The following is an 18698-nucleotide window of genomic DNA, read 5'->3' as shown; positions in this document are numbered from 1 at the left end:
AAGTTGTGGAAGCAGGCCCCAACCCGCGCCTTTCTCACTATTGTATTCCGGCAACAGCAAACCGAATGCTTCTTCCTCTGCCGTCGATGCGCCGCGACGCCCTGCAGCAGCAAAGCTGATGTGATGACGAAACACGCTTGGAGTGCGATCTTGCCGTGGGGGTTGTCATTGCGCCGCGCATAGGACGGCGGTCGAACACACGATCCGGCTCCATCATTCTTCCCATGCGGCCCATTCGTTGAGGTCGACAGCTAACGCCAATATGAGGCCGAGCTTTCGGATGATCGACCAAGGAGATAACCGAACCCGAACGCCACAATACCAATGCCAAGCAACAATGCGCTTGCAGTGTGCGGGTGGTCTCTGGCGCCGGCGGTGACTGCATAGACCTCGCGTTTCACTCCTCCCGCCGCCGATTGCGCAGCTTTGGCCAATCCTTCCGGCTGTTCTACGGGTGTGCCGGTGAAGCCAGCGTTCAAATCCTGTTTGTCAGCCATGTCGGGACCCTTTCCTGAATTTGCTCATCCTGAATTTGCTCGAGGCTGCAATTCAATCCTGCTCGCGTGTGCCGGGTGAGGCTTCGCGTTGATCCGCGTCTTCGAGATCCGTTTTGACGAGGAAGGTGTCGCGATGCTCGCGCGAAGCCTCGCGCAGCGCCTCGAGCCGAGGAAGATTGTCCGTCTCACCACGTGCATCGAGCTCGTGCTCGGCGCGGGTCCAGTGATCCTGATGCTTGCCTTCCGGCCTTCCTTCCTTCTCCCACAGCGAGTAGGCCCTTTTCCGGATACTGTCCTCACGGGCGGCTGCCTGAGAACCGATGCTCTGATCTGCTGGTTTCTGCATGGCTTGCCGCGGCGTTTTCCCTTTGCCAGCGCCGGCTGGGGGTGCATCCTTCAGCCGCATATCGTCGGTGGCGATTTCGTTTCTTTTGCGTCGTAACGGATTTTTCATCGGCGTCTCCTTGATCGGATCTCAACCAATTCCGCTGATCTAAGTTCCCACATTGAGCCTCGATCAGCACTGGAAGGCTGCTTGAGAGCCCTGCTGTTCAAAATTCAACCGATCCGTCCAGTGCCTTGGCAAGGCATCGCGGCTAATATACTAGTATGCCAAAACCAATGGCCGGTACCGTTTATGAGGCAAGCTTCAGAAATCGCCGCGCTTGTCGGCTCGACCTCGCAGGAAGCCGGCCGGAGGTCGCGCCGCGTCACCACGGCCAGCGCCATCTATGAGCGTCTCTATGCCGATATTATCTCGCTCCGGATGCCGCCCGGCCTGTTTCTGCAGGAAAAGCGGATCGCGGACGAATTCGGGGTCAGCCGGACACCGGTGCGTGAGGCGTTGCTGAGGCTCTCCGAAGGCGGACTGGTCGATATCTTTCCGCAGTCGGGCACCGTCGTATCGCGGGTGCCGGTTTCGGCGATTCCCGAGGCGGTCATCGTGCGCAAAGCGCTCGAAGGCACGACCACCGAGATGGCGGCTCAGACCGCCACCGCTGCCGATGTCGCCTGCCTCGATGCCATTATCGCCCGACAGCGCGCGCATGCCGCCGTCGGCAATGCCTCAAGCTTCCACGAGGAGGACGAGGCCTTTCATGAGGCGATCGCGCAGATATCAGGCTATCCCGGCATCTGGGGGCTCCTGAAGACGGTCAAGGTGCAGATCGACCGGGCGCGGCGGCTGACGCTGCCGGCGCTTGGCCGTATGAGCAGCGTGGTGTCCGAACATGTGATCATCCGCGACGCCCTCGCCGCCCATGATGCAGCGGCCGCGCGTAGCGCCATGATCCATCATTTAAGCGCCGTTATTCCAGACGTCGACGAGTTGCGCTCGCGTTACCCCGATTATTTCTGCTGACGGCAGGACCACCACGAAACGAAAAGCAAGGGAAGGAAGAAAGATGCGGCAGGGTTGGAGATGGTTCGGGCCGGAGGCGCCGGTGACGCTGGATGAGGTCCGTCAGACGGGCGCGACCAATATCGTCTCGTCGCTGCATCAGGTGCCGATCGGTAGGGCCTGGACGGAAAAGGAAGTGCGCGAACGCCAATCGCTGATCGAGACCACGCCTGCCGACCGGTCGCCGCTCGTCTGGTCGGTCGTCGAAAGCATCCCGATTCCCGACGCCGTCAAGCGCAAGGGCGGGGAGGCGAAAGCCGAAATCGAAGCCTGGATTGCCAGCCTCGAAGCGGTCGCCGCCTGTGGCATCCCGATCGTCTGCTATAATTTCATGCCGGTCGTCGACTGGACCCGCACCGAACTCGATTTCGTGACGCCGACAGGCGCCACAGCCATGCGCTTCGATCACGAGCGCTTTGCAGCCTTCGACCTCTTCGTTCTGGAACGGCCGGATGCGGGCCGGCAATATTCGGCGGAAGACCGCGAACGGGCGCGTGTCGTCTTCGAGGCGATGTCGGAGGAGGAGATTGCCGAGATCACCCGTATCATCACCTCGGCTCTGCCCGGCTCGACCACCGAACCCCTGACCATTCCTGCCTTCCGGGAAAAACTGGTCGCCTATAGCGGTATCGACGCCGCACGGCTGCGCCGGCATCTGATCGAATTCCTGGAGGCGGTGACGCCGGCTGCCGAAGCCCGCGGCGTCAAGCTGACGCTGCATCCTGATGATCCGCCGCGTTCGCTGTTCGGTCTTCCCCGCATCGCCTCGACGGCCGACGATTATGCTGCGCTCTTCGATGCGGTGCCGTCGGCGGCGAACGGCATGTGTTACTGCACCGGTAGTCTCGGCGTGCGCGCCGACAACGACCTGCCGGCGATCGCCCGGCGCTTTGCCTCGCGCATCCACTTCGCCCATCTGCGCGCCACGACCCGCGAAGGCGACGGTCGGACCTTCCATGAAAGCGCGCATCTCGAGGGCGACGTCGACATGGTCGCGGTTCTCCGGGAACTGGTGGCGGAAGACCGCCGCCGCAGCGCTGAAGATGCAATCGTCTTCCGCTCGGACCATGGCCACCGGATGCTCGACGATCTCCACAAGGTCGTCACCCCCGGTTATCCCGCCATCGGCCGCATGCGCGGCCTTGCCGAACTCCGCGGTATCCTGCATGCGCTGGGCGCTCCGCCGACCTGAGGGCATCCGGAACTGCCCGCAGTCGAATCGTCGCGCTGCTGCTCACCCGGAAGCCAGGGCTGCCGGCGGCGCTGGCGCCCATTGACGATCGACCCGCGACTGATTGGAGACGACGTGGCCGGAAAAAATCTTCTTCGCGCGTCTCTCGGGCGGCGGCTTATTCCTGCAGGATCTCGACGGTAAAGGCGAAACGCGCCGTCGCCCCCGGCGACAGGATGGTGGTGGAGGGTCGTTGCGACAGCTCGGACGAACCTCCGGCTTCCGCCGCGGTTCCATGCCACGGTTCGACGCAGAGGAAGGGCGCGCCTGGTTTGGTCCACAGGGCAAGGTTGGGCAGGTTTTCGAATTGGAACCGCAGGCTCGGCCCGCCTTCGGCGCCGTAACGCAGCCCATCGCCCGCACCCTTCGGGAAAATCATCGCGTCCTTCTCGAACATGGCGTGATCCAGCACCAGCCGGCCTTTATCGAAAGGCGAGGGAAATGGGGCGGGATTGATAAGGCCGCCCTCCAGCCGCACGAGCGCCGGCTCGCCTTCATTGTCGAGCGTGATGGTGTGCGGGCGCCCGGCAGCACCGGGAAACGGCCAGACGAAGGCCGGATGGAAGCCGAAACCGAAGGGCAGCGCTCTTGCGTCGCGATTGTTTACTTCTGCCGTTACCGTCAACGCGCGTCCCTCCACCGCATGTTCCACGGCCAGCAGGAAATCGAACGGATAGACCGCCTGCGTGGCTGCCGAGGCTGGCAGTTCGTGCCGGCACATGGTCGGCGTCGACGCGGCGAGGCTAAACTCGCTCCGCCGGGCAAAGCCATGCTGGGCCATCGGGTAGACCGTGTCGCCGATCGCCAGCTTGTCATCAGGCGCCTTGCCGACGATCGGAAACAGGATCGGTGACCGTCCCGCCCAGTAGGTCGCGTCCCCCGTCCATAGCCAGGAGCGCCCATCGCTGCTCGTGAGCGCCTGCATCTCGGCGCCGAGGGAGGAGACCTCGACGGCAAGATGCTGATTGCCGATCCGTATTGAGCTTGGCATCGCAATTTCCTTTCGCCCGGGATGGGCACAAGCTTCACGTCATGTTCGTATGGCGCCCAGTCGGGCGAGCACCTCGTTCGGGATGTCGTAACGCTGGATGGCGTCGCGATTGTTTCGCAACCCGCAGCTCTCGCGTTGGACGAAAAATGCCCAGACGGCATCGGAGGCTTCGTTGAGCAGCCTCTCGCGTTCCTCTGCGCTCTGGCGCTCGACGGTCCAGGCTTTTAACGCGGCGAGCGCCGCCTCCACCTTCAGCCCATGACGCCCGAGCGAATTGGCGCGTTCCGACATCAGCCCATATTCGAGCACGTTGATGCCATTGCCGTCCTGCTGTGACTGCCTGAAAGACTGTGGTAGGCGAACGCTCATTGGCTGGAAATCCTTAAATCAGCGTAGGCGGCAATATTATCCAATCGGAAGCCGGAGATCGAGGGTGGATACGGGCCTATCCTGTCGTTTCCATGCGTGGCATAAGGGCGCCGAAACTTTCCCGGACACCCGCGCACACCATGATTCGTATTGAGAATATCAGCAAACAGCTCAGCCACCGGATCCTTTTCATCGAGGCCTCGGCCGCCCTCAACAGAGGCGAGAAGATCGGTCTGGTCGGCCCGAACGGCGCCGGCAAGACGACGATCTTCCGAATGATCAATGGCGAAGAGCAGCCCGATGAGGGGCAGGTCTCCTGCGAGAAGGGCGTGACGATCGGCTACTTCAACCAGGATGTCGGCGAGATGGCGGGCCACAGCGCCGTCGCCGAGGTGATGAACGGAGCCGGCCCGGTCAGCATCGTTGCCGCCGAATTGCGCGAGCTCGAGGCCGCCATGGCCGACCCGGACAGGGCCAGCGACATGGAAGAGATCATCGAGCGTTACGGCGAGGTGCAGGCGCGTTACGAGGAATTGGACGGCTATGCGCTCGAGGGCCGGGCCCGCGAGGTGCTTGCTGGTTTGAGCTTCAGCCAGGAGATGGCGGACGGCGATGTCGGCGCGCTGTCGGGCGGCTGGAAGATGCGCGTGGCGCTTGCCCGCATCCTGCTCATGCGCCCCGACGTCATGCTGCTCGACGAACCGAGCAACCATCTCGATCTCGAAAGCCTGATCTGGCTAGAAGAGTTCCTGAAGGGCTATGAAGGGGCTCTCCTGATGACCTCGCACGACCGCGAGTTCATGAATCGCATCGTCAACAAGATCATCGAGATCGACGGCGGCGGCCTGACTGCCTATTCCGGCGACTATGAATTCTACGAACAGCAGCGGGCGCAGAACGAGAAGCAGCAGCAGGCCCAGTTCGAGCGTCAGCAGGCGATGCTCGCCAAGGAGATCAAATTCATCGAGCGCTTCAAGGCGCGTGCCTCGCATGCCTCGCAGGTGCAGAGCCGGGTGAAGAAGCTGGAGAAGATCGACCGGGTGGAGCCACCCAAGCGCCGCCAGTCGGTGGCCTTCGAGTTCCAGGCCGCGCCGCGCTCCGGCGAGGACGTGGTCAGCCTGAAGAATGTCCATAAGAAGTACGGCAGCCGAAGCATCTATGAGGGTCTCGACTTCATGGTGCGGCGGCGGGAGCGCTGGTGCATCATGGGCATCAACGGCGCCGGTAAATCGACGTTGTTGAAGCTGGTGACGGGCACTACCACCCCTGACCAGGGCAGTGTTGCGCTCGGCGCCAGCGTCAAGATGGGTTACTTCGCCCAGCACGCGATGGATATTCTCGACGGCGAGCCGACGGTGTTCCAATCGCTGGAAGATCGGTTTCCTCAGGCAGGGCAGGGGCCATTGCGGGCGCTTGCCGGATGTTTCGGTTTTTCCGGCGACGATGTCGAGAAACGGTGCCGGGTGCTCTCCGGCGGCGAGAAGGCCCGGCTGGTCATGGCGATGATGCTGTTCGATCCGCCGAACCTGCTCGTGCTGGACGAGCCGACCAACCATCTCGACCTCGACACCAAGGAGATGCTGATCAAGGCGCTCTCGCAATATGAGGGCACCATGCTGTTCGTCTCGCATGACCGACACTTCTTGGCTGCGCTCTCCAACCGCGTGCTGGAACTGACGCCGGAGGGTGTCCACCAGTATGGCGGCGGTTATACGGAATATGTGGCGCGCACCGGTCACGAGGCGCCTGGCCTGCGGAGCTGACGCAATTTTTCGGTGTGCGCCCGCACGGTGCCTTCACCGATCCGTCGGGCCAGGTCTGGGGAGTTGCGCTGCAATAGGTGGTTTCCTGTGACGAAGCATAGCTTCGGCTGATATTGTCGGCGCTCTGCCACGATGATGACCTATTTCCGTGGTGTTCGAGCCCTCTTCATTCAATCGGGGACGGGCGGGTCTGCATGGACTGGATCAATCGCTATATCGATCAGCCGCTACTGCACGGTGCGGCGGGCTTGCTGCGGAGTTGGCACATCCGCACGCGGCAGCCGCCGGAACTGTTGGAGCCGACGTGGAATCTCGTCGTGCTCTCTTTTCTCCTTGTCGCGAGCGGGCAGGTGATGGCCGGCCGGCCTTTCGCGCTCAGCGTCGCCGCGCTGGTCATGCTGGCCCTGCCTTCGGCCAGAAAGCTGTTTTCGGCGGTAAAGGCGGGAGGAAGCGCCTATGGCGCCCGGGAGTACAAGTCGCTGAGGGCGCGCGCCGTGGCCAAACGTGAGGCGGAGTGGTCGGTGCGGATCATTGTTCTGTTCTCGTCGGCCTGCCTTCCGTTCATCGTTCGCATCGACGATCCGGTAGGCGCCTGTTTCATGCTGGGGGCAAGCGTCTGGTTCGTGCTGACCGGGCCGCTCAAGACCTATCTGGACGCGGCCGAACCTCCCGAGCCGACCGAAGGCGACCGGACGTACAGCGGCGTCTTTCATTTCGGCTGAACGAAAGCCGATGCGATGCTCCCCTGCCGGCCATGATCGGCAGGGAACTAAACCGGGCGGTCTCCGTTATGTTCAGCAGCAACGTAAAAGGAGATTGCGATGCTTTACTACGCTCTGGTATTTCTCGTTGTGGCCCTGATTGCCGGCGTCCTCGGATTTGGCGGCATCGCAGGAGCTTCTGCTTCCATTGCCCAGGTTCTGTTCTTCATTTTCCTGGTGTTGTTCGTCGTCTCGCTCGTCATGCGCTTCATGCGCAGAGTATAGCGACGAGAAATGAAGTATAAAACCCGGTGATAACCATCTCCGGGTTTTCCTTTTCTTGGCGGTCGCCCCGCGCGGCGAGAACCCGCTTTGGGCGAATGTGTTTTTCGTGCAACCATTCCTGACAAGATCGTGAAATGGCGCATCCGGCCCGCATGGTGCCTTCGAAATGTCCCAATGGGGCTAAACCGTAAGCGTGTCGCTTGCGCCTCCCACGCGCTTTGCCTGCGACGCGAAAACGGCACCGTTCGGGATTGCTTTTGTGATCCCTCCGATTATCCGGTGCCGGCCAGCCGGGTGTTCCCGTCACGATTTGAGAAGGAGAGACTTATGAATAAAACTCTTGCGACGGCATTTGCCGCGGTATCGTTGACGTTTGTCGGCGCGGGGGCGGTCAATGCCGCCGACCCCGTCACCAGAACATATGAAGAGCCGGATCTGCGCAATGGCGTGAAGGTCGGTTATCTCACTTGCGATATCGGCGGCGGCACGGGTTATGTGCTCGGCTCCTCCAAGGAAGCAGACTGTGTCTTCCAGTCGATCGTCGGTAATGAACTTCTGGATCACTATACCGGCGAAATGCGAAAGCTTGGCATCGACCTCGGCTTCACCACGCGCAGCCGGCTGATCTGGGCGGTGTTTGCGCCGACAGCCGGTTATCACCGCGGGTCGCTCGCCGGCCTTTATGTCGGCGCGAGCGCGGAGGCCACGGTTGGTGCCGGTGTCGGCGCCAACCTCCTGGTCGGCGGCACCTCCGGTTCAATCCATCTGCAGACGGTAAGCCTGACCGGCCAGCTCGGCCTGAACGTTGCGGCCGGCAGCGCATCGATGACACTCACTCCGGCGGACTGACCGGTTGTTGACGCGCCCCTGCCGCGACGCGGCCGGGGCGTCAAGCCACTTGCGCCTGTTTGCGGGCGCTGTAATGGACGATTATCCGAAATCTAGGACGGCCGTGACATGCCGCCGAAACGTAAAGGATGCGGCGGCGAGTCTTAAATCTTCGCCCTGCCGGGTGCGATAAAGGCGCTGATCGTCGCCTCGTCATGACCGGCTTCGCGGAGGAAGCGGCTGGCAAATTCGATGGCGGGGCTTCGCAGTGCATCGTCCGGCCGGATCAGGTGAAAGGCGACGTGATAGTCGAGCGTCCGGTCCGACACCGCCACGACCCGCCCGGCGGCGACTGCCGCATCCGATAGGGGAGGGCGGGCGAGCGCGATACCGAGTCCTTGCGCACAGGCATCGATCACCAGATTGTAATCCTCGAAGCGCCGATCCTGACCGCGCGGCGTATAATCGATACCTTCGCGGGAGAGCCAGCGGCGCCAGCCTTCGATATTGGAGTCGTGCAGGATCGGCAGCTCGAGCAGGGAAGGCGCATCGGAGCGGCGCTCAAGCCGGTTTGCCAGCGCCGGGGCGGCGATCGGAAAGGATTTCTCCTGCCAGAGCGGCAGGGCGCGCACGCCGGCCCATGGTCCCTTGCCGCAGCGGATGGCAAGATCCGTGCCTTCGCCGAAATCTGCCAACCGGTGCTCGAGCGTCAGCTCGACATGCAGCTCGTTTCCTTCGAGCTTCGCCAGGCGCTGGAACAGCCACAATGATGCCACCGACGGCGTCACCGAAAGGCGCACCACCGCCTTGTTCGGCCGAGGCAGCCAGCGCTCGCCGCTATTGCCGAGCAAGGAAAGCGCTTCCTCCGCGCGCGCGAAAAACCGCATGCCCTCCGGCGTCAGGCGCACACCGCGGGCCTCGCGCGCAAACAGGCGCACGCCCATCCAGCGTTCGAGCCGCGAGACCTGGCGCGACACGGCGCCATGGGTGATGCCGCTTTCCTCGGCCGCAGCGGAGAACGATCCGAGCCGGGCGGCACGGGCAAAGGTTTCGAGCGTATCAAGTGGCGGAAGTACGGGCGAGCTGTGAACCATGAGCACATTTGATCATCGATTGCGATGCTTTTCAAGCACGCGTTAGCGGCTTAATCCTTGGGTCAAAGCACCAATGGAGGCGACAATGAGTATGGCGGCAAGCGTACCGGTTTCGGCGAAGGAGCAGGGCAGGTTTGATCTAGTGGCCTTCGCGGCGATCGTCGTCACTATTCTTTTCTGGGCCTCCTCCTTCGTGGTGATCCGCATCTGCCTCGGACCGCTGACGCCGATCGAACTGGCGACGGCGCGTTACGTGGCAGCCGGCGTCCTCGCCCTAATCTATCTCGCCATCTATCGGCCGATGCCCGAAAAACGCGATGTCGTGCGTCTCTCCGTTGCCGCCGTGCTCTTCATCGCCGCCTATGCGGTTCTGCTGAACACCGGCGAGCAGACGGTTGCGGCGGGACCGGCCAGCTTCATCATCAATACCATGCCCGTCTTCACCGCCCTCATTGCCACCTTCGCGCTCGGCGAGCGCTTCGGCCGCTGGGGCTGGGCGGGCACCGCGGTTTCCTTCGGCGGCGTAGCGCTGATCGCGGTCGCCTCCGACGACGGCTTCAAGCTCGATCCGAATGCAGTCCTCATCCTCGGCGCAGCGCTCTGCTCGGCGGTCGCCAGCGTGCTGCAGAAGCCGCTGCTCGGCAGGCTGCCGGCGCTTGCCGTCACCGCCTGGATCCTGCTCATCGGTTCGGTGCCGCTGTTTCCAGCCGTTCCGGCGACGATCCGTGCGCTGGCGGAAGCTCCCGCGGAGGTCAACTGGGGCGTCGCCTATCTGGTCATCTTCCCGACCGCGATCGGCTATCTCACCTGGGCAATCGCATTGAAGCGGCTGACGGCGGGTCGCGCCTCGAATTTCCTCTATGGCGTGCCGCCAGTCGCGACGCTGATCGGTTTCGTCTGGCTCGGGGAGACGCCGACGGCAATCGGCGCAATCGGCGGCGCCATGGCAATCCTCGGCGTTCTCGTGGTCAACCTCATGCGGAAACGCTAATTGCATGGCGCGACGGCGATTATATTCGGAGCGAGACTCGGCCGCCGAGAAATAGGCATTGCGCTGCCGTTCGCTTTCTTTAAAAACGAAAGCAGATCGAAAGGGGGCGCCGATGTTCTTGACCGACCGACAGACTGAAATCGTGGCGATCGCGAAATCGAGCGGCAGGGTTCTGGTCGAAGAGCTCGCCTCCCGCTTTTCGGTGACGCCGCAAACCATCCGCAAGGACCTGAACGATCTCTGCGACGCGCAGGTGCTGACTCGCATTCATGGCGGTGCGACATTTCCGAGCGGCACGGAAAACGTCAAATACGAGGCGCGCCGCCAGATCGCCGCTTCGGAGAAACAGGCGATCGGCATGGCGGCCGTCGAACTGATCCCGAGTGGAGCCTCGCTCTTCATCAATATCGGCACGACGACCGAGGCGGTGGGCGAGGCGCTCGCCAATCATCACGAACTAATGGTGATCACCAATAATATCAACGTTGCCAACCGGTTGCGCCTCTTCCCGGCAATCGAGGTGGTGATCGCCGGCGGGGTCGTGCGCGGTTCGGACGGCGGCATCGTCGGCGAAGCGGCGGTCGATTTCATCCGTCAGTTTAAGGTCGATTATGCCGTTATCGGCGCTTCGGCGATCGATGCCGACGGCGCGCTCCTCGACTATGACTTTCGCGAGGTGAAGGTCGCCCAGGCGATTATCGCCAATGCCCGCCACGTCATTCTTGTTGCCGATTCTACAAAGTTCGAACGCACTGCGCCGGTTCGAATCGGCCAGTTGACCCAGGTTCATACCTTCATCACCGACCACTGTCCCGTGCCATCGATCCGAAATCTCTGCCTAGAAAATAATGTGAAGCTGATCGAAACGAACAGCAGATCACGTTAGGCCGACCGGCCCACGCAAACATTCGTTTGACATTCGTATTTCTTTCGTTTTAACTGATGTCACTTTCGCAATCGCGCAAGTTTTGTGCGATGCGAAATCAGTAGCAGGCTCGGAGGGGCAATTGGGCCGGGAGATATACGACATTTTCGTCATTGGCGGCGGCATCAACGGCTGCGGCATCGCGCGCGATGCCGTCGGGCGCGGCTATTCCGTGGCGCTGGCGGAGATGAACGATTTCGCCTCCGGCACCTCATCGGGCGCCACCAAGCTGATCCATGGCGGTTTGCGCTATCTCGAGCATTACGAATTCCGCCTGGTGCGTGAATCGCTGATGGAGCGCGAGATCCTCTGGGCGATGGCGCCGCACATCATCTGGCCGCTGCGATTCGTATTGCCTTATCATAAGGGCGGTATCCGTCCCGCCTGGCTGATCCGGCTCGGGCTCTTCCTCTACGACCATCTCGGTGGCCGCAAGCTGCTGCCGGCCACGTCGGTGCTCGACATGCGCAAGGATCCGGCCGGCAAGCCGCTGAAGGCGCTGTTTACGAGGGCTTTCGAATATTCCGACGGCTGGGTCGACGATGCCCGAATGGTGGTGCTGAATGCCCGCGACGCCGCCGACAAGGGCGCGACGATCCTGCCGCGTACCAAAGTGGTGTCGGCAAGGCGCGAGAACGGCCTGTGGCATATCGAAACTGTCGATACCGTCACCGGCCACAATGACAGCCACCAGGCCCGCATGCTCGTCAATGCCGCCGGCCCCTGGGTCGATCACGTCATCCGTTCCGCCTTCGGCCAGAACGAAGCCCACAATGTCCGCCTCGTCCAGGGCAGCCATATCGTCGTGAAGAAGAAGTTCGACGATCCGCGCGCCTATTTCTTTCAGAATCCGGACAATCGCATCATCTTCGCCATTCCCTACGAGGGCGATTTCACCCTGATCGGGACGACCGACCGCGACTATACCGCCGATCCCAAGGATATTAGGATCTCCGAGGAGGAGACGGTCTATCTCTGCAATGCGGCGTCGGAATATTTCAAGGAGCCGGTGCGGCCGGAGGATATCGTCTGGACCTATTCGGCGGTCCGCCCGCTTTACGACGACGGCGCCTCGAAGGCGCAGGAGGCGACGCGCGACTATGTGCTGAAGCTGGACGGCGAGGAGGGGGCGGCGCCACTGCTCAATGTTTTCGGCGGCAAGCTCACCACCTATCGCCGGCTGTCCGAGCATGCGTTGGAGAAGATCGGTGCTGCGATCGGCGTCAAGGGTGCTCCGTGGACGGCCAAGAGCCATCTGCCTGGCGGCGACTTCGCGGTCCGGGGCTATGAGGGGCAGGTCGCCGCGCTGAAGCGGCGCTATCCGTTCCTCGCCGATCGGCACGCGCGCCGGCTGGTGCGTCGCTACGGAACCAGGGCCGAGACGCTGCTTGGCAATGCCCGTGGCATCGATGATCTTGGACGGTTGTTCGGTGGCGATCTCTACGAGGCAGAGGTCGCCTATCTCGTCGAATATGAATGGGCCCGGCACGCCGAAGACGTGCTGTGGAGGAGAACAAAGGATGGTCTGCGCCTTTCGAAGGAGCAGGCTCAGTCACTGGAGGAGTACATGGCTGCCATGCCGGCGATGGCCGGATAGGCGGCGTGTGATCCCCGCTGCGTGGAGGCACGGGAACGGGAATGCTGGAACTGCGAAACGCGGCCAAGATGGTGGGCGCGGACTATCACATCTATCCGACCGATCTGGTCCTCGAGCGCGGCACGCTGAACGTCCTGCTCGGGCCGACGCTGTCGGGCAAGACGTCGCTGATGCGGCTGATGGCCGGGCTCGACCGTCCGACCGCCGGCTCCGTACATTTCGACGGCGCCGACGTCACCGGCATGCCGGTGCAGAAGCGCAATGTCGCCATGGTCTACCAGCAATTCATCAATTATCCGGCATTGACAGTTTATGAAAACATCGCCTCGCCGATGCGCATCTCGGGCAAGGACGCCGCCACGATCGACCGCGACGTGCGCAAGGCCGCCGAGCTTCTGAAGCTCACGCCCTATCTCGACCGCACGCCGCTGAACCTCTCCGGCGGGCAGCAGCAGCGCACCGCGCTTGCCCGCGCGCTCGTCAAGAATGCGAGCCTGGTGTTGATGGACGAGCCGCTTGCCAATCTCGATTACAAACTGCGCGAAGAACTGCGTGAGGAGCTGCCGAAGATCTTCGCCCAGTCGGGTGCGATCTTCGTTTACGCCACCACCGAACCGTCCGAGGCGTTGCTGCTCGGCGGCAATACGGCAACTTTGAACCAAGGTCGGGTCACCCAGTTCGGGCCGACCATCGACGTCTATCGCCGCCCTGTCGATCTCGACAGCGCCGGCATCTTCGCCGATCCGCCGTTGAACACGCTGGACGTGACGAAATCGGGCGATATCTTCACGCGCCCGAGCGGGGCCACGCTTCCCGTCCCCTCGCATCTGGCCGAGGTGCCGAACGGGCCCGTGACGATAGCCTTTCATCCGCATCATCTCGGCCTCCGCGGCCAGACCGGCGATTCGGCCCGCCTGCAGGCGCGCACGCTGGTCTCTGAGATCACCGGCTCGGAGAGCTTCGTGCATCTGGAATATGACGGCGTGCGTTGGGTGATGCTGGCGCATGGCATTCACGACATCGACCCGGACATCGAGATCGAGGCCTTTCTCGACACCCGTCACCTGATGGCCTTTGGCGCCGACGGCCGCGCCATTGCTGCGGTCGGCGCTGTCGCTGCAGCCGGAAAGGCATAGGAGAGCACCATGGCACGCATCACGCTCGACCATATCCGCCACGCCTACGGCGCTAATCCGAAGACGGAAAAGGATTATTCGCTCAAGGAAGTCGATCACGAGTGGAACGACGGCGGCGCCTATGCGCTGCTCGGCCCCTCCGGCTGCGGCAAGACCACGCTGCTCAACATCATCTCCGGCCTGCTGCAGCCTTCGCATGGCCGCATTCTGTTCGACGGCAAGGATGTGACGAACCTCTCGACGCAGAGTCGCAACATCGCGCAGGTCTTCCAGTTTCCTGTCATCTACGACACGATGACGGTCTACGACAATCTCGCCTTCCCGTTGCGCAACCGCGGCGTAGCCGAGGCCGATGTCGACCGGCGCGTGCGCGACATTCTCGAAATGATCGACCTTGCGGGCTGGGCCAAGCGCAAGGCGCAGGGGCTGACCGCCGACCAGAAGCAGAAGATCTCGCTCGGCCGCGGGCTGGTGCGCAACGACGTCAACGCCATCCTGTTCGACGAGCCGCTGACCGTCATCGATCCGCATATGAAATGGGTGCTGCGCTCACAGCTGAAACGGCTGCACAAGCAGTTCGGCTTCACCATGGTCTATGTCACCCACGACCAGACCGAGGCACTGACTTTCGCCGAGAAGGTCGTCGTTATGTATGACGGCCAGATCGTTCAGATCGGCACGCCGGCCGAGCTCTTCGAGCGGCCGAGCCACACCTTCGTCGGTTATTTCATAGGTTCGCCGGGCATGAACGTCATGCCGGCAAAGATCAACGGCAGCGCCGTCAAGGTCGGAGACGAGGTGCTGACGCTGGATTATGCGCCGAATACCAACGGCGCGGTGAAGACCGAACTTGGCATTCGCCCCGAATTCATCCGACTCGGGCGGGAGGGCATGCCGGTTACAATCAACAAGATCGAGGATATCGGCCGGCAGAAGATCGTGCGCGCCCGTTTCGCCGGCCAGCCGATCGCGATCGTCGTCTCCGAAGACGACACCATTCCCGCGGATGCCCGCGTCACCTTCGATCCGTCCGCCATCAGCATCTACGCCGACAGCTGGCGTGTCGGCAGGGAGGCCTGAGCCATGCAGAAGACGTGGAACAACAAAGCCTGGTTTCTGGTGCTGCCGGTGCTGCTGCTCGTGGCGTTTTCGGCGGTCATTCCGCTGATGACCGTCGTCAACTACTCGGTGCAGGATACGTTCGGCAATAACGAGTTCTTCTGGGCCGGCACCGACTGGTTCGTCCAGACGCTGCATTCCGACCGCTTCTGGGAAGCGCTCCAGCGCAATCTGCTATTCTCCTTCATCATCCTGGCGCTGGAGATTCCGCTCGGCATCTTCATTGCCCTCAACATGCCGAAGTCGGGTCCCGGCGTCCCGGTCTGCTTGGTGCTGATGGCGCTGCCGCTGCTCATTCCATGGAATGTCGTCGGCACCATCTGGCAGGTTTTCGGACGCGTCGATATCGGTCTGCTCGGTCATACGCTCGCCGCGATCGGCCTCGACTATAACTATGTCCGCGATCCGATCGACGCCTGGGTCACCGTCATCGTCATGGACGTCTGGCACTGGACGAGCCTCGTCGTGCTGCTCTGCTATGCCGGCCTGGTTTCGATCCCCGATGCCTATTATCAGGCCGCCAAGATCGACGGCGCCTCGCGCTGGTCAGTCTTCCGCTACATCCAGCTGCCGAAGATGAAGCGGGTGCTGCTGATCGCCGTGCTCCTGCGTTTCATGGACAGTTTCATGATCTATACCGAGCCCTTCGTCGTCACCGGCGGCGGCCCCGGCAACTCGACGACCTTCCTCTCCATCGACCTTGTGAAGATGGCGGTTGGCCAGTTCGACCTCGGCCCGGCGGCGGCAATGTCGATCATCTATTTCCTCATCATTCTGCTGCTGTCATGGATCTTCTACACGGTCATGACCAGTAGCGACGCCAACGCTTGAGAAAGGAGAGAACCATGGCTTCGACGATGAAATTCAAACCCGCCGGGAACCTCTCCTGGGTGGTCACGACGCTCTATATCCTCTTCCTGCTCCTGCCGATCTACTGGCTGATCAACATGAGCTTCAAGGAAAATGCCGAAATCACGGGCGCCTTCACGCTCTGGCCGGCGGCCCCGACTCTGCACAATTATAGGGTGATCTTCACCGACCCGTCCTGGTATAACGGCTATATCAACTCGATCATTTATGTAGTGATGAACACGGTGATCTCAGTTGCCGTGGCGCTGCCGGCGGCCTATGCCTTCTCGCGCTACCGCTTCCTCGGCGACAAGCACCTGTTCTTCTGGTTGCTGACCAACCGAATGGCGCCGCCGGCGGTCTTCGCACTGCCCTTCTTCCAGCTCTATTCGGCCTTCGGCCTGATCGATACGCATATTGCCGTGGCGCTGGCCCACTGCCTGTTCAACGTGCCGCTCGCCGTCTGGATCCTTGAAGGTTTCATGTCCGGCGTGCCGAAGGAAATCGACGAGACGGCCTATATTGACGGTTATTCCTTCCCGCGCTTCTTCATCAAGATCTTCATTCCATTGATCGCGAGCGGCGTCGGCGTGGCGGCCTTCTTCTGCTTCATGTTTTCCTGGGTCGAGCTGCTGCTGGCCCGCACGCTGACGACGACGGCGGCAAAGCCGATCTCGGCGATCATGACGCGAACGGTTTCGGCGGCCGGCTTGGATTGGGGCGTGCTCGCAGCTGCCGGCGTGCTCACCATTATTCCGGGCGCACTCGTCATCTATTTCGTCCGCAACTACATCGCCAAGGGCTTTGCCCTGGGCCGCGTCTGAGGAGGACCGGACATGACCTTTTCCTGGATGGCCTGGACGCTGCCGACGGCGCTGTTCTTCCTGACGATCCTGGCGCTTCTGATCGCCATGAGCGTCGGGGAGTATTTTTCTCCGGGTGGCTCGCCGCGCACGGGCGTGCTGCGTTTCGAAACGACGCGCGGCGACCGGCTTTTCATTTCGCTGCTGGGCAGCGCTTTCATTCATCTTGCATGGCTTGGGCTCGCTGGGCCCAACCTGTGGTGGGCTCTTGCCATCTCCGTGGTCTACGCCATCGGCGTCTTCCGCTACGTGTGACGGCAAGGAGAAAACAGATGGCCGGGGGTGCTTGGCCGCCTGACTATGTGACTGCAATCGCAAACCCTGGGAGGATATTATGCGACGGCACTTATTGACGACGACAGCAGGCCTGCTGCTGGCGATGACGGCATCGGCCTATGCCGGGATGGACGAGGCCAAGACCTTCCTCGACAAGGAAGTCGGCGATCTCTCGACGCTTTCCCGCGCCGATCAGGAAAAGGAAATGCAATGGTTCGTCGATGCCGCGAAGCCCTTCGCCGGCATGGACATCAAGGTGGTTTCCGAAACGATCACCACACATGATTATGAATCGAAGGTGCTGGCGCCCGCCTTCACGGCGATAACCGGCATCAAGATCACCCACGACCTGATCGGCGAAGGCGACGTGGTTGAGAAGCTGCAGACGCAGATGCAGTCCGGCGAAAACATCTATGACGCCTATATCAACGATAGCGACCTGATCGGCACCCATTGGCGCTACCAGCAGGCCCGTTCGCTGACCGACTGGATGGCCAATGAAGGCAAGGATGTCACCAATCCAGGCCTCGATGTCGACGACTTCATCGGCAAGTCCTTCACGACAGCGCCTGACGGCAAGCTCTATCAGCTGCCGGACCAGCAGTTCGCCAACCTCTACTGGTTCCGCTACGACTGGTTCAACGACGAGAAGAACAAGGCGGACTTCAAGGCGAAGTACGGCTACGATCTCGGCGTGCCGGTCAACTGGTCGGCCTATGAGGATATTGCCGAGTTCTTCACCGGCCGCGAGATCGACGGCAAGAAGGTCTACGGCCACATGGACTACGGCAAGAAGGACCCGTCGCTCGGCTGGCGCTTCACCGATGCCTGGCTGTCGATGGCCGGCAACGGCGACAAGGGTATTCCGAACGGCAAGCCGGTCGACGAATGGGGCATCAAGGTCGATGAGAACTCCCGTCCTGTCGGTTCGTGCGTCGCGCGCGGCGGCGATACCAACGGACCGGCCGCTGTCTATTCCATCCAGAAATATCTGGACTGGATGAAGGCATACGCACCGGCTGCCGCTCAGGGCATGACCTTCTCCGAATCCGGTCCGGTGCCTTCGCAGGGTGAAGTTGCCCAGCAGATGTTCACCTACACGGCCTTCACCGCCAATTTCGTCAAGGAAGGCCTGCCGGTCGTCAATGCCGACGGCACGCCGAAATGGCGTTTCGCGCCGAGCCCGCATGGTGTCTACTGGAAGGACGGCATGAAGCTCGGCTACCAGGATGCAGGTTCCTGGACGCTGATGAAGTCGACGCCCGTCGACCGCGCCAAGGCGGCCTGGCTTTATGCCCAGTTCGTCACCTCGAAGACTGTCGACGTGAAGAAGAGCCATATGGGTCTGACCTTCATCCGCCAGTCGACGCTCGACCACAAGTCCTTCACCGACCGCGCCCCGAAGCTCGGCGGCCTGATCGAGTTCTATCGTTCGCCGGCCCGCCTGCAGTGGTCGCCGACCGGTACGAACGTTCCTGACTATCCGAAGCTCGCACAGCTCTGGTGGCAGGCGATCGGTGACGCATCCTCCGGCGCCAAGACGCCGCAGGAAGCAATGGACTCGTTGTGCTCGGAGCAGGAAAAGGTGCTGCAGCGCTTGGAACGCGCCAAGGTCCAGGGCGACATCGGCCCGAAGCTCGCCGAAGAGCATGATCTCGCTTATTGGAACGCTGACGCGGTGAAGAAGGGTAACCTCGCTCCGCAGCTGAAGATCGAGAACGAGAAGGACAAGCCGCTCACCGTCAACTACGACGAACTCGTCAAGAGCTGGCAGAAGAAGTAAG

The 18698-nt window shown here is 61.9% G+C and carries 19 protein-coding genes and 1 pseudogene; 15 read left to right on the top strand and 5 right to left on the bottom strand.

The genetic code is table 11. The features are described from left to right. Positions 1–251: 251 nt before the first annotated feature. The gene (locus A7X77_RS32600) at positions 252–497 is read right to left on the bottom strand and encodes a hypothetical protein (protein ID WP_082928856.1); all 246 of its coding nucleotides are present in this window, start codon (positions 495–497) and stop codon (positions 252–254) included. Positions 498–549: 52 nt separating this feature from the next. Next, positions 550–951, bottom strand: a complete 402-nt coding sequence (locus A7X77_RS23365) for a DUF2934 domain-containing protein (RefSeq protein ID WP_064685221.1) — start codon at positions 949–951, stop codon at positions 550–552. 183 nt (positions 952–1134) lie between these two features. Between A7X77_RS23365 and A7X77_RS23360 the strand changes: the two genes are divergently transcribed. Together A7X77_RS23360 and uxuA are read left to right on the top strand one after the other, a co-directional pair. Further along, a complete protein-coding gene (locus A7X77_RS23360) occupies positions 1135–1857 on the top strand; it encodes a GntR family transcriptional regulator (RefSeq protein WP_064685220.1) in 723 nt (240 codons plus the stop codon). A 43-nt stretch (positions 1858–1900) separates the two neighbouring features. Continuing rightward, a complete protein-coding gene (uxuA, locus tag A7X77_RS23355; protein ID WP_064685219.1) occupies positions 1901–3088 on the top strand; it encodes a mannonate dehydratase in 1188 nt (395 codons plus the stop codon). A 157-nt stretch (positions 3089–3245) separates the two neighbouring features. Here the strand turns inward: uxuA and A7X77_RS23350 are convergent, their stop codons facing one another. Together A7X77_RS23350 and A7X77_RS23345 are read right to left on the bottom strand one after the other, a co-directional pair. Beyond that, positions 3246–4118, bottom strand: a complete 873-nt coding sequence (locus tag A7X77_RS23350; RefSeq protein WP_064685218.1) for an aldose 1-epimerase family protein — start codon at positions 4116–4118, stop codon at positions 3246–3248. Between the two features lie 39 nt (positions 4119–4157). After that, entirely contained in the window at positions 4158–4487 is a 330-nt protein-coding gene (locus A7X77_RS23345; protein ID WP_064685217.1) for a DUF6665 family protein, read from the bottom strand. Positions 4488–4627: 140 nt separating this feature from the next. Here A7X77_RS23345 and A7X77_RS23340 point away from each other — a divergent pair, with 140 nt between their 5' ends. The 4 genes and pseudogenes from A7X77_RS23340 (at position 4628) to A7X77_RS23325 (ending at position 8085) form a co-directional block, all read left to right on the top strand. Next, entirely contained in the window at positions 4628–6250 is a 1623-nt protein-coding gene (locus tag A7X77_RS23340) for an ABC-F family ATP-binding cassette domain-containing protein (protein WP_064685216.1), read from the top strand. 132 nt (positions 6251–6382) lie between these two features. Beyond that, positions 6383–6972 (top strand): annotated as a pseudogene (locus A7X77_RS23335) (hypothetical protein). Positions 6973–7071: 99 nt separating this feature from the next. Next, positions 7072–7236: a DUF1328 domain-containing protein gene (locus A7X77_RS23330; protein ID WP_003571841.1), complete on the top strand. Its 165-nt coding sequence runs from the start codon at positions 7072–7074 to the stop codon at positions 7234–7236. Positions 7237–7563: 327 nt separating this feature from the next. Further along, entirely contained in the window at positions 7564–8085 is a 522-nt protein-coding gene (locus tag A7X77_RS23325) for a DUF992 domain-containing protein (protein ID WP_064685214.1), read from the top strand. A gap of 143 nt (positions 8086–8228) precedes the next feature. Here A7X77_RS23325 and A7X77_RS23320 read toward each other — a convergent pair whose 3' ends face one another. Then, a complete protein-coding gene (locus A7X77_RS23320) occupies positions 8229–9158 on the bottom strand; it encodes a LysR substrate-binding domain-containing protein (protein ID WP_064685213.1) in 930 nt (309 codons plus the stop codon). A 73-nt stretch (positions 9159–9231) separates the two neighbouring features. On the opposite strand from A7X77_RS23320, the gene A7X77_RS23315 reads away from it, so the two are divergent. The 9 genes from A7X77_RS23315 to A7X77_RS23275 all read left to right on the top strand — a co-directional run bounded on the left by A7X77_RS23315 (position 9232) and on the right by A7X77_RS23275 (position 18697). Further along, entirely contained in the window at positions 9232–10149 is a 918-nt protein-coding gene (locus A7X77_RS23315; protein ID WP_082928855.1) for a DMT family transporter, read from the top strand. A 112-nt stretch (positions 10150–10261) separates the two neighbouring features. Then, complete coding sequence (locus A7X77_RS23310; protein WP_064685211.1) at positions 10262–11035, top strand: DeoR/GlpR family DNA-binding transcription regulator; 774 nt, start codon at positions 10262–10264, stop codon at positions 11033–11035. A 121-nt stretch (positions 11036–11156) separates the two neighbouring features. Continuing rightward, positions 11157–12671, top strand: coding sequence for a glycerol-3-phosphate dehydrogenase (gene glpD, locus A7X77_RS23305; protein ID WP_064685210.1), 1515 nt, complete (start codon positions 11157–11159; stop codon positions 12669–12671). Between the two features lie 41 nt (positions 12672–12712). After that, positions 12713–13807 carry an ABC transporter ATP-binding protein gene (locus tag A7X77_RS23300; RefSeq protein ID WP_064685209.1) on the top strand — a complete coding sequence of 365 codons (1095 nt, stop codon included), beginning with the start codon at positions 12713–12715 and terminating at the stop codon, positions 13805–13807. Between the two features lie 9 nt (positions 13808–13816). Further along, on the top strand, positions 13817–14887 hold the full coding sequence (locus tag A7X77_RS23295; protein WP_064685208.1) for an ABC transporter ATP-binding protein: 1071 nt from the start codon (positions 13817–13819) through the stop codon (positions 14885–14887). A 3-nt stretch (positions 14888–14890) separates the two neighbouring features. Continuing rightward, on the top strand, positions 14891–15757 hold the full coding sequence (locus A7X77_RS23290; protein ID WP_064685207.1) for a carbohydrate ABC transporter permease: 867 nt from the start codon (positions 14891–14893) through the stop codon (positions 15755–15757). A 14-nt stretch (positions 15758–15771) separates the two neighbouring features. Further along, positions 15772–16599, top strand: coding sequence for a carbohydrate ABC transporter permease (locus A7X77_RS23285; RefSeq protein WP_064685206.1), 828 nt, complete (start codon positions 15772–15774; stop codon positions 16597–16599). Positions 16600–16611: 12 nt separating this feature from the next. Then, positions 16612–16893: a DUF2160 domain-containing protein gene (locus A7X77_RS23280; protein ID WP_064685205.1), complete on the top strand. Its 282-nt coding sequence runs from the start codon at positions 16612–16614 to the stop codon at positions 16891–16893. Positions 16894–16972: 79 nt separating this feature from the next. Then, a complete protein-coding gene (locus A7X77_RS23275) occupies positions 16973–18697 on the top strand; it encodes an ABC transporter substrate-binding protein (RefSeq protein ID WP_040112842.1) in 1725 nt (574 codons plus the stop codon). Position 18698 lies beyond the last annotated feature (1 nt).

It is taken from the genome of Rhizobium bangladeshense, assembly GCF_001662075.1.
Taxonomy (GTDB): domain Bacteria; phylum Pseudomonadota; class Alphaproteobacteria; order Rhizobiales; family Rhizobiaceae; genus Rhizobium; species Rhizobium bangladeshense_B.
Note: the sequence above shows the minus strand (reverse complement) of the source record. Positions and strands in the feature narration are given on the sequence as shown.